This window comes from Burkholderia sp. LA-2-3-30-S1-D2, from assembly GCF_001523915.2.
Taxonomy (GTDB): domain Bacteria; phylum Pseudomonadota; class Gammaproteobacteria; order Burkholderiales; family Burkholderiaceae; genus Burkholderia; species Burkholderia diffusa.
Genome location: NZ_CP013383.1, coordinates 1060218 through 1076602, shown reverse-complemented (window position 1 = coordinate 1076602; position 16385 = coordinate 1060218). Strand labels below are relative to the sequence as shown.

10 protein-coding genes are annotated in these 16385 nt (G+C 68.1%); 5 read left to right on the top strand and 5 right to left on the bottom strand.

Going from position 1 to position 16385, the window contains the following annotated elements; genetic code table 11:
• Positions 1-196: 196 nt before the first annotated feature.
• The gene (locus WS66_RS05045) at positions 197-6229 is read left to right on the top strand and encodes an alpha-2-macroglobulin family protein (protein ID WP_059607230.1); all 6033 of its coding nucleotides are present in this window, start codon (positions 197-199) and stop codon (positions 6227-6229) included.
• A gap of 10 nt (positions 6230-6239) precedes the next feature.
• Complete coding sequence (gene pbpC / locus WS66_RS05040) at positions 6240-8477, top strand: penicillin-binding protein 1C (protein ID WP_059607228.1); 2238 nt, start codon at positions 6240-6242, stop codon at positions 8475-8477.
• A 17-nt stretch (positions 8478-8494) separates the two neighbouring features.
• Here the strand turns inward: pbpC and WS66_RS05035 are convergent, their stop codons facing one another.
• Positions 8495-9115 carry a LemA family protein gene (locus WS66_RS05035; RefSeq protein ID WP_059607227.1) on the bottom strand — a complete coding sequence of 207 codons (621 nt, stop codon included), beginning with the start codon at positions 9113-9115 and terminating at the stop codon, positions 8495-8497.
• Between the two features lie 80 nt (positions 9116-9195).
• Positions 9196-10725 carry a TPM domain-containing protein gene (locus WS66_RS05030; protein ID WP_159086515.1) on the bottom strand — a complete coding sequence of 510 codons (1530 nt, stop codon included), beginning with the start codon at positions 10723-10725 and terminating at the stop codon, positions 9196-9198.
• A gap of 88 nt (positions 10726-10813) precedes the next feature.
• Here WS66_RS05030 and WS66_RS05025 point away from each other — a divergent pair, with 88 nt between their 5' ends.
• Entirely contained in the window at positions 10814-11506 is a 693-nt protein-coding gene (locus WS66_RS05025) for a hypothetical protein (protein ID WP_059607223.1), read from the top strand.
• 46 nt (positions 11507-11552) lie between these two features.
• Here WS66_RS05025 and WS66_RS05020 read toward each other — a convergent pair whose 3' ends face one another.
• A complete protein-coding gene (locus WS66_RS05020) occupies positions 11553-12800 on the bottom strand; it encodes a multidrug effflux MFS transporter (RefSeq protein ID WP_059607221.1) in 1248 nt (415 codons plus the stop codon).
• 38 nt (positions 12801-12838) lie between these two features.
• Between WS66_RS05020 and WS66_RS34655 the strand changes: the two genes are divergently transcribed.
• On the top strand, positions 12839-12964 hold the full coding sequence (locus WS66_RS34655; protein ID WP_257792075.1) for a hypothetical protein: 126 nt from the start codon (positions 12839-12841) through the stop codon (positions 12962-12964).
• Positions 12965-13100: 136 nt separating this feature from the next.
• Here the strand turns inward: WS66_RS34655 and WS66_RS05015 are convergent, their stop codons facing one another.
• On the bottom strand, positions 13101-13997 hold the full coding sequence (locus tag WS66_RS05015; RefSeq protein WP_059607219.1) for a glutamate/aspartate ABC transporter substrate-binding protein: 897 nt from the start codon (positions 13995-13997) through the stop codon (positions 13101-13103).
• A complete protein-coding gene (locus tag WS66_RS33545; protein ID WP_159086514.1) occupies positions 13961-14212 on the bottom strand; it encodes a hypothetical protein in 252 nt (83 codons plus the stop codon). Before WS66_RS33545 ends, WS66_RS05015 begins: the two co-directional genes overlap by 37 nt.
• 198 nt (positions 14213-14410) lie before the next feature.
• Here WS66_RS33545 and WS66_RS05010 point away from each other — a divergent pair, with 198 nt between their 5' ends.
• On the top strand, positions 14411-16057 hold the full coding sequence (locus WS66_RS05010; protein ID WP_059607217.1) for a S8 family peptidase: 1647 nt from the start codon (positions 14411-14413) through the stop codon (positions 16055-16057).
• Positions 16058-16385 lie beyond the last annotated feature (328 nt).

The following is a 16385-nucleotide window of genomic DNA, read 5'->3' as shown; positions in this document are numbered from 1 at the left end:
TAGTCCAATAAATGTTCCGCAATCCGAGACAATCGACATTTCGCTGCATTTTTGTGTCGTCGACGCGACAATTCTGCTTCGGAATGCCGGCGTGTCGCAAGCCGGCGACACGCCGTCTCCATTCATCCGCTCACATTCGCGTCGGTTAGAATCGCGTGCAATCAAACAGAAAGCTTCCCTCCGAGGGCATCGAGCGATGAAGCAGCACGACAAGCACAACAATACGAATTCAACCCGTCACACCACACGGCTGCTCTGGCGCATCGGCGCGGTCACGGCGCTCGGCGCTGCCGCGGCACTGTCGCTGCATGCGGGCGCCGCACGCACGGTGAGCGTGTCGCCGCAAGGCACCGTCACCGAAGTGCGGCAAAGCGTCGTCAAGTTCGACGAACCGATGGTCGCGTTCGGTTCGGCCTCCGCGCCGAGTCCCGCGCGCATGACCTGCAACGACTCCACCGCCGCACGCGGCCAGGGACACTGGCTCGACGACAAGACGTGGGTCTACGATTTCGAGAACGACCTGCCGCCCGGCGTGCGCTGCTCCGTCGCGCTCAACGACACGCTGCGCTCGGTCGCCGGCAACGCGGTCAGCGGCCCGCGCCGCTTCACGTTTCAGACCGGCGGCCCGTTCCCTGTGACAGTGCGTCCCGGCTCGCGCGAGATCGAGGAGCGCCAGGTTTTCGTGCTGAAGCTGAACGGCCCGGCCGAGCCGCGCTCCGCGCTCGCGAACATCTGGTGCGAAGCGGCCGGCATCGGCAACCGCATCCCCGTCACGGCCGCCGACGACGATACCCGCAACGCGCTGCTCGACCACTTCGGGCTGAAGAAGGACGCCGCGCGCGTGCTGACGCTGTCGTGCGCGCAGGCGCTGCCCGCGAGCGCGAAGATGCAACTCGTCTACGGCAAGGGCGTCGCGAGCCCGAGCGGCATCGCGAACGACACCGAGCGCCGCTTCGACTTCACCGTGCGCGCGCCGTTCGCCGCGAGCTTCTCGTGCGAGCGCGAAAATGCGAAGGCGCCCTGCACGCCGCTGCGTCCGCTCACGCTGTCGTTCAATGCGCCGATCTCGCGCAAGAACGCCGAGGCGATCAAGCTGCGCGGCCCTGACGGTTCGCTTTCACCGACCTTCGCGGCCGACGATCACAGCGACGAAGTGACGACCGTCACCTTCAACCCGCCGCTGCCCGCGCAGGCGAACCTGACGATCGAGCTGCCGTCCGGCCTGCACGACGTAACCGAGCGCTCGCTCGCGAACGCAGACCTGTTCCCGCTCGCGACGCGCACCGCGCCGATGCCGCCGCTCGCGAAATTCTCGTCGGGCACCTTCGGGATCGTCGAGCGTTTCGCCGAACCGGATACGCCTGCGCTCGTGCCCGTCACACTGCGCAACGTCGAGGCCGACCTGCATGTCGCGGGCCTCAACACGAGCGGCGCGCAATTCTCGAACCTGAAAGTCGACGACGACACCGCGATTCGTCAATGGATGCGCACCGTCGAGCGCTTCGACAACTGGTCGATGACGGCCGGCACGATCGACGAGCGCATCCCGGGCCTGCTCCGGCGCAAGGGCCAGCACCCCGTCTACGTGCCGCTCCAGGCCGGCGAAAAGATGCCCGCGCCGCAGAACCGTCGCATCGACGTGCGCTCGCTGTCGCTGCTCGCCGGAGAGCCGGGTGCGCAGGCACTGACGTTGCCGAAGGCCGATCCGAAGGCGCTGCGTCCGTTCGAGGTCGTCGGCGTGCCGATCGAAAAACCCGGCTTCTACGTGCTCGAACTCGCGTCGCCCGCGCTCGGCCGCTCGCTGCTCGCGAAGCCGTCGAGCATGTACGTACGTACCACCGTGCTCGTCACGAACCTCGGCGTGCATCTGAAACAGGGCCGCGAGAATAACCTCGTGTGGGTCACGACGCTCGACAAGGGCAAGCCCGTGCCGAACGCGCGAATCCGCGTGTCGGATTGCAACGGAGACGAAATCGCGTCCGGCAAGACCGATGTGCACGGCCTGCTGAAGATCGACGGTGCATTCGAGCCGAAGCACGAATGCAGCCAGTCGGAGCGCTTCGACGACTACTTCGTGTCGGCGCGCGTCGACGATCCCAGGACCGGCCCGGACATGGCGTTCGTCAGCTCGAACTGGAACCGCGGGATCGAATCGTGGCGCTTCAACGTGCCGACCGACACCGACAGCGCGCCGACCGTGCGCGCGCATACCGTATTCGACCGCACGCTGCTGCGTGCCGGCGAAACCGTGTCGATGAAACACTTCCTGCGCACCGAGACGCTGCACAGCCTCGCGTTCCCGGCGCAATACCCGACGCGCGTGACGATCCGCCATCTCGGCTCCGACCAGACCTACAAGCTGCCGCTCACGTGGTCCGCCGACCACAGCGCCGACACGCGATTCACGCTGCCGCCCGCGGCGAAGCTCGGCGAATACAGCGTCTCGCTCGAAGGCGGCCCCGACGATGCACCGACCGCCAGCTACTACAGCGGCAGCTTCCGTGTCGAGGCATTCCGCCTGCCGGTGCTCAAGGGGTCGATCGGCGCGCGCGACGCGCAGAAGAGCCCACTCGTCGCGGTCAAGGAAGCGCCGCTCGCGGTGCAGATCGACTACGTGTCGGGCGGCGGCGCATCGAACCTGCCCGTGCAGGTGTCGGCGCTGATGAAGTGGGCGTCGCCGCCGTTCGCGGATCGCTTCGAGGACTTCAGCTTCACGCCGTATCGTTCGGAGCGCAGCGACGGCAATGCCGACGACGATGCGCAGGACGGCGACAGCGCATCGGCCGCGAACAACGATCCCGACGCGACCCGGTTGATCGCGGACAAGCTGCCGCTGACGCTCGACCGCAACGGCGCGGGCACCGTCACGCTCAAGGGCCTGCCCGACGTCGACGCGCCGAAGCGCATCGCGCTCGAGGCGACGTTCGCGGACCCGAACGGCGAAGTGCAGACGATCCGCGGCGACACGATCCTGTGGCCGGCCGCGGTCGTGGCCGGCATCAAGGCCGGCCGCTGGGTGTCGGTCGGCCAGCGCGTGCCGGTGCAGGCGCTCGCGGTCGACCTGCAGGGCAAGCCGCGCGCGTCGGTGGCGGTCGAGATCAAGGGTGTCGCGCACATCACGACGTCGTCGCGCAAGCGGATGGTCGGCGGCTTCTATGCATACGACAACAAGAGCGACACGCGCGACCTCGGCGTGCTGTGCTCGGGCAAGACCGACGACAAGGGCCGCATGGCCTGCGACGCGACGCTCGAACAGGCCGGCAACATCCAGTTGATCGCGGTCGCGAAGGACGGCGACGGCCGCACGTCGAATGCGTCGACGTCCGTCTGGGTCACGCGCGAGGACGAACTCTGGTTCGGCGGCGACAACACCGACCGGATCGACGTGATCCCGGAAAAGACGTCCTACGAGGCGGGCGAAACGGCCCGCTTCCAGGTTCGCATGCCGTTCCGCTACGCAACCGCGCTCGTCGCGGTCGAACGCGGCGGCGTGATGGAAACGCACATCGTCGAACTCAACGGCAAGAACCCGACCGTCGACCTGAAGGTCGGCGAATCGTGGGGCCCGAACGTGTACGTGTCGGTGCTCGCGTTGCGCGGCCGAATTCGCGAAGTGCCGTGGTACTCGTTCTTCACCTGGGGCTGGAAGGCGCCGGTCGAATGGGCCCGCGCGTTCTGGCGCGAAGGCCGTCACTATGAAGCGCCGACCGCGTTCGTCGATTTGTCGAAGCCCGCGTTCCGCTATGGCCTCGGCGAGATCAAGGTCGGCACGGGCGTGCATCGTCTCGGCGTGTCCGTGACGACGGACGCGACGCGGTACACGGTGCGCAGCAAGGCGCAGGCGCACGTGAAGGTCACGCTGCCGAACGGCCAGCCGGCGCCAGCCGGCACGCAGATCGCGGTCGCGGCCGTCGACGAGGCACTGCTCGAGCTGATGCCGAACAACAGCTGGGACCTGCTCGACGCGATGCTGCAGCGACGCGCGTACGGTGTCGAGACGGCCACCGCGCAGATGGAAATTGTCGGCCGCCGCCACTTCGGCCGCAAGGCCGTGCCGGCGGGCGGCGGCGGCGGCAGCTCGCCGACACGCGAGCTGTTCGACACGCTGCTGCTGTGGAACCCGCGCGTGACGCTCGACGCGAACGGCAGCGCGACCGTCGAAGTGCCGCTGAACGACGCGCTCACGCGCTTCCGGATCGTCGCGATCGCGGCGGTCGGCCCCGATCGCTTCGGCACCGGCAGCACGTCGATTCGCAGCACCCAGGATCTGCAGCTGATCTCCGGGCTGCCGCCGCTCGTGCGTGAAGGCGATGCGTTCCGCGCGCAGGTCACGCTGCGCAACACGACCGACCGCGCGATGCAGGTCGTCGTGACGCCGCGCGTGACGGGCCTCGACGTCGCGCCGCAAACCGTGTCGCTCGCGGCCAATGCGGCGACGGAGATTGCATGGACGATCACCGTGCCCGAGCAGGCGCTCGACGCGGCCGGCGCGCTGAACTGGCGCATCGAGGCGGCCGAGCAAGGAGGCAAGCGCGCGTCCGATGCGCTGGCCGTCGCGCAGAAGGTCGTGCCCGCGCTGCCGGTCACCGTGCAGCAGGCCACGCTCACGCAGGTCGACGGCACGCTGACGGTGCCCGTGTCGGCTCCGGCCGGCGCCGTCAACAACGCACAGGGCGCGCCGCGCGGCGGCATCGCCGTGTCGCTGCAGTCGAAGCTCGCCGACGGCCTGCCCGGCGTGCGGCGCTGGTTCGAGCGCTATCCGTATCGCTGCCTCGAACAGCAGACGTCGCGCGCGATCGGCCTGCACGACGCCGCGCAATGGCAGGCGCTGGTTGCACGCATGCCCGTGTACCTCGACAGCGATGGCCTCGCGAGCTACTTCCCACCGTCGTCCGATGATGCACACTACGGCAGCCCGACGCTGTCGTCTTACCTGCTCGTGGTCGCCGACGAGGCCGCACGCCTCGACGCGCGCTTCGCGCTGCCGGAAGACCTGCGCACGCAGCTCGAGGCCGGGCTCGCACGCTTCGTCGATGGCCGCATCGAGCGCAACGCGTGGGCGCCGCGCCAGGATCGCGATCTGCGCAAGCTCGCCGCGATCGAGGCGCTGTCGCGTTACGGTGCAGCGCAGGGCCGCATGCTCGGTTCGATCGAGATCGCACCGAACCAGTGGCCGACGTCGGCGGTGATCGACTATCACGCGATCCTCACGCGTGTGAAGGACATCCCGCAGCGTGACGAGAAACGCGCGCAGGTCGAGCAGATCCTGCGTGCGCGCCTCACGTACCAGGGCACGCAGCTCGTGTTCTCGACCGCGCGCGACGACGATCTGTGGTGGCTGATGACGAGCAACGAGACCAACGCCGCGCGTCTCGCGCTGGAATTCGCGGGCGACCCGGCGTGGAAGGACGAGATGCCGCGCATCGCGACCGGCCTCCTCGCGCTGCAACGCCAGGGCGCATGGCAGACGACGACGTCGAACGCGCTCGGCCAGCTCGCGATCGAACGCTTCTCGCGCACCTACGAGAGCACGCCGGTGGCGGGCACGACGAAGGTCGCGCTCGGCGGCAACGAGCGCGCGATTTCCTGGTCGCAGCCGCCGGCGCCCGCCGACGCCCCCGCGTCGGCCACCGCCGCGACCCGCGCCGCCGCCGCGCGCAGCGTGCTGATGCCGTGGCCGCGTGCGGCGCAGGCGCCGGCCACGCTGTCCGTCATCCAGGACGGAACGGGCCGCCCGTGGGCGACCGTCGAAAGCCTCGCGGCCGTTGCGCTGCGCGCGCCGTTCGCGGCCGGCTACCGGATCACGAAGACGGTCACGCCCGTGTCGCCCGCCGTCAAGGGTGTGCTGACGCGCGGCGACGTCGTGCGCGTGCATCTCGACATCGATGCGCAGAGCGACATGACGTGGGTCGTCGTCAACGATCCGATCCCGTCCGGCGCGACGATCCTCGGCTCCGGCCTCGGCCGCGACTCCGAAGCCGCGACCCAGGGCGAGAAATCCCCGGACGGCGCATGGCCGGCGTTCATCGAACGCGACTTCGACGGCTACCGCGCGTATTACGACTATCTGCCGAAGGGCAAACTCTCGGTCGAATACACGGTGCGGCTGAACAACGTCGGCACCTTCGGGCTGCCGCCGACGCGCGTCGAGGCGCTGTACGCGCCGTCCGTATACGGCCTGTGGCCGAACCCGCCGATGACCGTGAAGCCGGCCGACGCGGGCAAGTAACGAGTACGTGATGATCGATCGTGTATCGCCGCGGCCGGTGCGTTTCGCCGGCCGCGTATTCGTCGCCGTCGTGCTCGCCGCGCCGCTGGTCGCGCACGCGCTGCCCGGCTACGACGACGTGCGCCGCAACTGGCGCAGTTCCGACTGGGTGCTGCTCGCGCGCGACGGCACGCCGCTGCAGCGCACGCGCGTCGACCTCACCGAACGGCGCGGCGACTGGGTATCGCTCGCCGACGTGTCGCCCGCGTTCCGCGAGGCGATCGTCGTGTCCGAGGACAAGCGTTTCTACGAACACAGCGGCGTCGACTGGCGCGGGATCGTCGGCGCGGCGTGGGGCAATCTGTGGAACGAGCGCACGCGCGGCGCGTCGACCGTGACGATGCAGCTCGCCGGGCTGCTCAGCGATTCGCCGCGCCGCTCAGGCCAGCGCTCGCTGCCGCAGAAGGCCACGCAGGCGATGAACGCGCTGCTGCTCGAGCGCGGCTGGCGCAAGGACCAGATCCTCGAGGCCTACCTGAATCTCGTGCCGTTCCGCGGCGAGACGGTCGGGCTCGCCGCGCTGTCGCAGGTGCTGTTCGGCAAGGCGCCGTCCGGCCTCGACGCGCGTGAAGCCGCGATCGCGGCCGCGCTGGTGCGTGCTCCCAACGCAGCAAGCGCGAAGGTCGCCGGGCGTGCGTGCCGGATCCTGCGCGACATGCACGCGGAACAGGCGTGCGCATCGCTCGACGGCTACGTGCAGCTCGTGATCGCACGCCCGGCCAACGCCGTGCGCGACGACGGCGCCGCCCTCGCCCCGCACTTCGCGCGCCGCATCGCGGCCGAGGTCAGACCGGCGGCCGGCGCGCAGGTGCGCACGACGCTCGATGCGCCGCTGCAGCGCTTCGCGCGCGACACGCTGACGCGCGCGCTGACCGAGCTCAACGCGCCCGCGCACCGGCGCAACGTGCAGGACGGCGCGGTCGTCGTGATCGACAACGCGACCGGCGAGATTCGCGCATGGGTCGGTTCGTCGGGGGCGCTGTCGAGCGCGCGCGACGTCGACGCCGTGCTCGCGCCGCGCCAGGCGGGCTCGACGCTCAAGCCGTTCCTCTATGCGCAGGCGATCGACGAGAAACGGCTGACCGCCGCATCGCTGCTCGACGACGCACCGATCAACCTCGCGGCCGGTGGCGGACTCTACATTCCGCAGAACTACGACAAGGATTTCAAGGGCTGGGTGAGCGTGCGCAGCGCGCTCGGCGGCTCGCTGAACGTGCCGGCCGTGCGCACGCTCGTGCTCGTCACGCCGCACCGCTTCGCGCGCACGCTGACCGCGCTCGGCCTGCCGCTGGCGCAGGAAGGCGATTACTACGGCTTCAGCCTTGCGCTCGGCAGCGCGGACGTCACGCTGCTGTCGCTGACCAACGCGTATCGCGCGCTCGCGAACGGCGGCGTCGCGCGCAAGATCGTCGACTTGCCCGCGCCGTCGCCCGCTTCCGGCATATCGGCATCGGGGCGCACGGACAACGGCACGCGCGTATTCAGCGAAGCAGCCAGCTTCGTCGTCACCGACATCCTCTCCGACAACAACGCGCGCGTGCGCACGTTCGGCTTCGACAATCCGCTCGCGACGCGCTTCTTCTCGGCGGTGAAGACCGGCACGAGCAAGGACATGCGCGACAACTGGACGGTCGGCTTCACGTCGCGCTATACGGTCGGCGTGTGGGTCGGCAATGCGGACGGCTCGCCAATGTGGGACGTGTCAGGGGTGACGGGCGCGTCGCCCGTGTGGTCGGCCGTCGTCGGCTACCTGCACCGCGACCTGCCGAGCCGCACGCCACGTCCGCCGGCCGGTGTCGAAACGCGCCGCATCACGTTCGAGCGCGACGTCGAGCCGTCGCGCGACGAGTGGTTCATCGCGGGCACGGCGCTCGACACGATCCGGCTCGCGGCGCCCGTCACGCCGGGCAAGGACGGCGCGCGCGCACCGCTGACGATCGGTGCGCCGACCGACGGCACGATCTTCGCGATCGATCCGGACATTCCGCCGAAGAACCAGCGGATCTGGTTCGAGCGGTCTTCCGGGCATGCGGCGCGGTTCGCGTGGCGGCTCGACGACAAGGTGATCGGGCACGCCGACCGCCTCGCGTGGATGCCGTGGCCGGGAAGGCACCGGCTGGAACTCGTCGACGCGCGCGGCAACGTGGCGGATGCGATCGGCTTCGAGGTGCGCGGCGCGTTCGCGAAGCCGGCCGCGCGCAAGCCCTGAGTGCCCGGGCAGGCCGCTTACTGGCCGGCTGCGTTCGTCTTCGGCGGCTGATTGGAGAAGTCGATGACGGGCGCGGTCGAAATCGCGGATTCGTTCGCGACGCTGAAGTTCGGGCGCGGCTGATAGCCGAAGATCCGCGCGATCACGACACCCGGGAACTGGCGGATCTGCACGTTGTACTGCTGCACCGTCTTGATGTAGCGGCCGCGCGCGACCGCGATGCGGTTTTCGGTGCCTTCGAGCTGCGTCTGCAGATCGCGAAACGCCTCGTTCGCCTTCAGCTCCGGATATCGCTCCGACACCACCATCAGCCGGCTCAGCGCGCCCGATAGTTCACCCTGCCGCTGATCGAACGCCGCCAACGCGGCGGGATCCTTTGCCATCTCCGGCGTCATCTGCACGCTGCCCACGCGCGCGCGGGCCGACGCCACCTCGGTCAGCACGCGTTCCTCGTGCGACGCGTAGCCCTTCACCGACGCGGCAAGGTTCGGCACGAGGTCGGCACGACGCTGATACTGGTTCAGCACCTCCGACCACGCGGCGTTGACGTCCTCATCCGACGACTGGATCGCGTTGTAGCCGCAACCGGCGAGCGGCGCGAGCACGCAGCACACGAGCAGGATTCGAAACCATTTCATTGTTTGTGACTTCCGGTTGGACGCTCCGGCTGGAGCGGTAAGTTGAAAAGAAACGTTCGCGCACGCGCCGCGCATGGCGGTTACCAGCGGCCCGATGCCCCACCGCCGCCGCTCGAGCCGCCACCGCCGGTGAATGAGTCGGACGAACTGGAACTGGAGCTGGACGAGCCCGAGCCGGACGATGGCCATTTGAAGGACGAAGACGAAGACGAGGACGTGGAGCTGGATGACGACCCATCGCTGCCCGTCAGTTTTTCGACGATCCACAGGATCGCCACCACCACGCAGAAGACCGCCACCAGAACCTCGCCGGGCGAATATCCCATCAGATGCCCGATCCCGATCAACGCCAGCAACGTCCCGCCGATGATCGCCGTATTCTTGCGCACGCGTGCCGAGCGAACGACGCCGATACCGAGCAGCCACGCACCGACACCGATGCTCGTCGGGACAATCGCCAGCGCACCCAGGATCGCTTCCAGATCGCCTCTGAAAATCGCGCCGACCGGCAACATCGCAGCCGGCACGATCGTCGCAACGAGGAAGCTGGCCGGCAACATCACCTGCCAACGCAGCTTGCGCCATTCGGTGACGACACCCAGCGTGACGCCGGTCAGCCCGAGCAGCAACCAGAACAGGAAGCTCCCGACGTCGACGGGGGGAGTCTCCGGCAAGCCGTTCGACAGCCGCTTCGCATCGCCGGACGCCGCGCGCCGAGCGTCCTCGTCGAGCAGTGCGCTATCCGACGCCGCCATTTGCGGCGGCGTCATCTCCCGCACCAGTGCATCGACCGTATCGCTCACGCCGGCTTCGATACGCTTCTCGCGAAACGCCGGCACGATGCGCTCGCGGATGATTCGCCCTGCGACGATGTCCGGAATCGCGCCTTCGAGGCCGTATCCGACCTCGATCCGGACGGTGCGATCGTTCAGTGCGGCGACCAGCAGCAAACCGTTGTCGATCTTGCTCTCGCCGAGACGCCATTTCTCGAACACCGTGGTCGCGAACTGCTCGATGGTCGCGTGGCCGGTCGACCCGACCAGCAGGATCGCCATCTGCACGCCGAGCCGGCGCTCGAGATCGGCGAGACGGTCGGTCAATTCGGACGCACAGGCGACACTGAGCACACCCGTCATGTCGGTCACGCGGCCTGTCAGCGGCGGCGCCGCTTCGGGGTCGTGGGCCACGGGATAGGAGGCTGCGGCAGCCACGTTCGTGCAGGCCGACGGCGCATTGGCTACCGACGGAATCGCGCCATCGCCGGCGTCGGCCGGGGCGGCGAAGGCCGGGACGCAAAGGAACGCCGCGCCGGTCAGCAGCGCGGCGGCCACCGCCGCGTTGCCGATGCGGGCCTTGCCGCGGATACGCGCGGGTCGCACCGCGTCGCGGGGCGTGCATGCCATCGATGCCGGATCGCCCTCGCAATCCGGGAGGCTTGACCGCCCCATCAGTCGTTTCAGGTTCATGTCGGAAACGGCGCACCGGCTCCGTCGGAAACGGCGCGTTCTCTCGTCGTTTTTTAATCGTCCCGCAGCATAACCAATTGCGAAGGGAATCGAAAGGTTCAGGATCCGGCACGTTCGGCCGCGTCCCGTCAGGAAAACGGGCAAGCACCGCCCGGATTCGAGACATAAAATAGGAGCGGCACCGCCCCGCCGGCGCCCGCCGGTTGCTCCACTCGCCCAAAGGCCCGCGACCATGAACCTTCGCCACCCGCGCTTCGTCCGCCCCGCGCTGGGCACCGCCTGCGTCGCCGCCGTCGCGGCACTTGCAGGCTGCAACGGCGACGCCTGCTTCGGCGTCGATGTCTGCTTCAACAACACCAACACGCAGACCATCGCGCTGTCCGGCACGGCCGCCACGGGCGCCGCGCTCGCGAGCGCGTCGGTGACGGTCAGTTGCGCACAAGGCTCGGCGACGACGCTGACCGACGGCGGCGGCAACTACCGCGTGACGGTCAACGCCGTGCTGCCGTGCGTGATCACCGTCGCATCTAGCGGCACGAGCCTGCATTCGCTCGCCTACGCGGGCGGCACCTTCAACACGACGCCCGAGACCGAGCTGATGCTCGTCTATCTGGCCGCGCAACTCGGCACCAACACGGCCGGGCTGATCGGCAATTTCCAGGGGAATGCGCACTTCCAGAGCGTAATGGGCAGCCCGGGTGCGGTGCAGTCCGCGCAATCGGCGGTCGTGACGAATCTGCAGCAGCGCTATTCGGTCACACTGTCGACACCGGCCTTCCTGACGACGCCGTTCGTGGTCGGCCAGCCGGGCGTCGACAGCGATCTAGACGCGCTGGCCAAGGCCGGCGCGATCGATTCGAACGGAATGCCGGATCCGGCCGCGATTTCGCTGCTGGCGCAGGCGGGCGCGGCGCAGCCGCTGTGAGCGGCCGGCGTGCCGTTGCGGCACGCGTTCACGCGGCCTATATGGCTTACGCGGCTTCCCCGCGCCCGCACGCCACGCTCGCGGCCTGCTGCTGCGTCAGGTAGCGCAGCAGCTTCGTCACCATCCACACGACGATAAGCGACAGCGCGACGAAGAACACCGCGAGCGGCGTCAGCACCTGCACCGACACGAAACCGGCGAGGCCCATCATCGCGGACGACACGAGCAGCAGCGCGCACCCGAGAATCGCGCTCGTCAGCCCCGCGATATGCGGAAACAGCGAATTGCCCTTGGCCATCAGCGTCGGATACATCGCGCCCGCGCAGAAGCCCATCACGAGCACCGGCGTCGCGAGCGTCCACACGCGCAGGCCGACGGTCAGCGCCAGCACGAGCATCGCGACCGCCGCGACCGCCATCACGCGTGCGCCGATGCGCAGCCGCTGCTCGGCACTCGGCAGCCCGCGCCCGTGAATCCGGTTCGACAGCCCGCCGAGGAAATACATCAGTCCGATCCCGAGCGCAAGATAGCCGAAGAAGGTCGGCGGCTTGTGCAGCGTGGTCTGCACCATGAACGGCCCGACGATGTTGAACACCAGCAGGATGCTGTAGCACAGCCCCTGCGCGAGGAAGCAGCTCTGGAACACCGGGCTCGCGAGCACCTTGCCCGCGTTCGCCATCAGCGTGCGCGGCTCGAGATGGACCGGTTTCGGCAAGGTTTCGCGATAGCGCCACAGCAGCGCCCACATCACCAGCGAGTACACCAGCAGGAACACGAGGCACGCGCGCCAGCCGAACCATTCCTGAAGGTGCGCGCCGATCACCGGCGCGATGATCGGCGCGAGCCCCCATGCGATCGACATGTACGTAAACGCATGCATCAGCGCCTGGCCCGAGAACGAGTCGGTGATGATCGCCTTCGCGAGCAGGTTCGTGGTCGCGATCCCGAAGCCCTGCAGGCAGCGCGCCAGCACGAACGTCTCCAGGTTCGGCGCGCCGAGCGACAGCAGGCAGCCGATCGTGTAGATGACGAGCCCGAACGCAAGCACGCGCTTGCGCCCGTACGCATCGGCGACCGGGCCGAAGATCAGCTGGCCGAGCGCGTAGGCGGCCATGTAGCCGGAGACGCTCGACTGGATCGCCTGCGGCGTGGTCGCGAACGAGCGCGCCATATCGGGCAGCGCGGGCACGTAGATGTCGATCGCGAGTTGGCCGGCGGAGGCGAACAGGCAGATCAGGAACAACAGGAAGCGCGGCGAGTTCGATTCGCGCGCGCGTGTGAGCGAGGCGTTCATGACAACCGGGAAAGATTCGGACGGCGGCGACACGCGCCGTGCTGTTCGAACAACGAACAACGGTGCGCGGCGAAGTGCGTATTGTGCCTGTTGTTGCGCAGCGCGACAGGAATCCCATGGCGCGGACACGGTTGAATGCCGATTTCGGCACAGTCTCCGCCTGACAGGCCGGCAGCGCCCGGGCCGAAAATCAGGTCTGACGCACACTTTCGCCGCGCCAGCGAGCGCACCAGAAACGGAAACCGCCGGCATCTGCCGGCGGCTTTTCATGTGCGATGCAATACCACGACGACGCTTCGATCAGTATTGCGCCTGATCCGTCGGATTCCTGAACAGCTGCTTCATCTCCGGCGACAGCGGATAATCGAGGCTCACGCCCTTCGGCGGAATCGGCTGCATGAACCACTGGTCATAGAGCTTCTCGGCCGCGCCGGAGGTCTGCATCTTCGCGATCACGCCATCGACCACGCGCTTGAACGCCGGATCGTCCTTGCGCATCATGCACGCGTAGTTTTCGTGAACGAGCGGCGTGCCCGTCACCGTGTACGCACCCGGATTGCGGTCCTTCGCGATCTCGCCGTACAGCAGGGGCTCGTCCATCACGAACGCGACCGCGCGCCCCGTCGTGACGTTCATGAACGCTTCAGCGTGGTCCTTCGCGCTGATGATCGTCATGTTCATCCCCTTCTCCTCGTTGAGCTTGCGCAGCAGGCGCTCGTCGGACGTGCCGGCCGTCGTCGCGACCGTCTTGCCGGCCAGGTCCGTGAAGTCCTTCACGCCCGAATCCTTGCGCGTGCTGAAGCGGATCCCGTACAGGAAAATACTGTTCGAGAACGCGGCCTGCTTCTGCCGCTCCAGCGTGTTGGTCGTCGACCCGCACTCGAAGTCGATCGTGCCGTTCTGCAGCAGCGGAATCCGGTTCTGCGACGTGATCGGAATTTCCTTCACCGTCAGGTTCGGCGTCTTCAGCTCGGCCTTGAGCGCATCGATGATGCGCGCCGCGATGTCGCGCGAGTAACCGATGTTCTTCTGCTGGTTGTCGGAATACGAGAACGGCACCGACGATTCGCGGATACCCAGCGACACGATGCCCGTGTCCTTGATCTTCTTCAGCGTGCCGGTGAGCGCCTGCGCATGCGCGGTGCCCGCCAGCGCGCAGGTCAGCGCGACGGCCAGCCAACGGAAGCGGCGATCCATGCTTTTCTCCTGACGAAACGTTGATCGAATCGCGATCGTACGCCTGACAAAATTCGCACCTCATCGGGGAAAGCGCCAAACACCATCGTCGAGGCCACGCCGCGAACAATCGTTTCCGTGGCGCGCAAAAGCGCCCGCGCCGCACGTTTCGCCCGCTCAACCGCCTGCGATCTTGCACCGCGTGAACAGATCATCCGTTCCAAACGCGCGTTCATGCTGCAACACCGCAAGTCAATCGTTTGCGTCTCGCACTTTTTCACCCAAAACACATTCAAGAAACCGCCTCATCCGCCGTTACCCAGTGCATGGCGCGTCGCATCAGTCCCGTGCGCGCCCGATAAAAAACAGGTCCGGTTCACGCCGGGCAGGCACGACCGCCAGCACGACGGTTATCTACGAGGATCAGTTTCACCATGAGAGCCAAACGTTTCAATTTCGCGCTGGCCCGCTCCGCTCATGCGCGCATGCTTGCCGGCATGCTGTCTGCCACAGCCCTGCTTCCGATCGCCGGCTGCGGGGGCGGTGGCGGCGACGGCAGTAGTCCGTCGACTTCCAATGCAGCGCCGGCCCCCTCGCCGTCGCCTTCCCCGACGACCCCGCCCGCGACCAACGGCAGCAATGCATGCACGACGCAGCAGGCCGCCGTGCAGACGGCCGCCCAGCCGAATGCGCCGGCCGAGCCGCCGGTCGATCATTTGATCGTCAAGCTGAAGACGGCGACAGCCGCGCGCGCGATGGCTGCCCTCGACACCGGCACGCGGCTCGACGCGGTGATCCAGCGCTCGATGACGCGCTGGACAGCGCCGACGACGACCGGCGCCGCACGGACGTATGCCGCCGTGACGACGTCGCAGGCACCGCTGAACGTGCAGGTGGAGCGAACCCTGTCGGACGGCGCGGCCGTGCTGTCGATCGGCCAGCGCATCGCGTCCGGCGACGCGGCGGCGCTCGCGCAGGCATTCGCGGCTGACGGCGACGTCGACTACGCGGAACCCGATCACCCGATGCGAATCCGCGACACGCCGAGCGACCCCGCATATGGCCAGCAGTGGTATCTGTCCGACGCCAGCGTCGGTATCAACGCGCCGCCCGCATGGACGCGAACCAAGGGTGCGCCGACCGTCGTCACGGCGGTGCTCGACACCGGCTACCGGCCACACCCCGACCTCGTCGGCAACCTGCTGCCCGGCTACAGCTTCATCTCGAATGCCAACACCAGCAACAACGGTCAGACGCGCGGCACCGATGCATCCGATCCGGGCGACTGGGTCACGCAGCAGGAACTGGACGACACCAGCGGCCCGTACTATCACTGCGCGAGCGAACCGAGCACCAGCAGCTGGCACGGCACGCGCGTGATGGGCGTGATCGGCGCCGCCGCCAACAACGGCATCGGCGTCGCGGGTGTGTCGTGGCTCGGCCGGATCCTGCCGGTGCGCGTGCTCGGCAAGTGCGGCGGCACGACGAGCGACATCGCGGACGCGATGCGCTGGGCAGCCGGCATCCCGGTCGCCGGCGTGCCGACGAACCCGAATCCCGCGAAGATCATCAACCTGAGCCTGGGCGGCGTCGGCGCGTGCAGCGCGACGTTCCAGCAGGCGATCGACGATGTGAACGCGAAGGGCGTGACCGTCGTCGTCGCCGCCGGCAACGATGGCCTGGCGACCGCGCTCGACCAGCCGGCGAACTGCCGCGGCGTGATCAGCGTCGGCGCGACCGACGCGACCGGGCGCCGCGCATCGTTCAGCAACTTCGGCTCCGACGTCGCGCTGAGCGCGCCGGGTGTCAACATCCTGTCGACGGCCAACAGCGGTACGACGACACCGGGCACGGACACGTATGGCACCGCAAGCGGCACGAGCCTCGCGACACCGCAGGTGACGGGCATCGTCGGGCTGATGCTGTCGGTGAACGGCAACCTCACGCCCGCTCAGATCCAGCAGAAGCTGCAAGGCGGCGCGCGTGCGGCGATGCTGCCGGCCAGCACGTCGTGCACCGCGCTGCCGGCCGGTTCCGGTATCGCCGATGCAGGCGCTGCCGTCACCGCGGCCACGCAGTAACCGGTACGTCGCCTCGACGCAAGCGCGCGCATGCCTGCCTGGCGTGCGCGCATTTTTTCGTCCGTGGAGCCGGTGCCGTTGTGCCGACGTATCCCAGGAATTGCCTGAAAAAAGGGCGGAAAAAGGGTTGACGCTTCGCACGACGACCCATTACCATCGCCCCCGTCTGATTACATGGAGTGTTCTGTGAACACCGATGCGAGTTGTAGTTGGTCCTCGACCGACTTGACTGCTGCCTGAGGAAACCGCGCAGAGCCTCGTCTTCTGCCGCATCCCGGGAAGCAGGATGCGGCGCCCTTCCGGCCTGACCGGCCAGAATCCCCCGCCC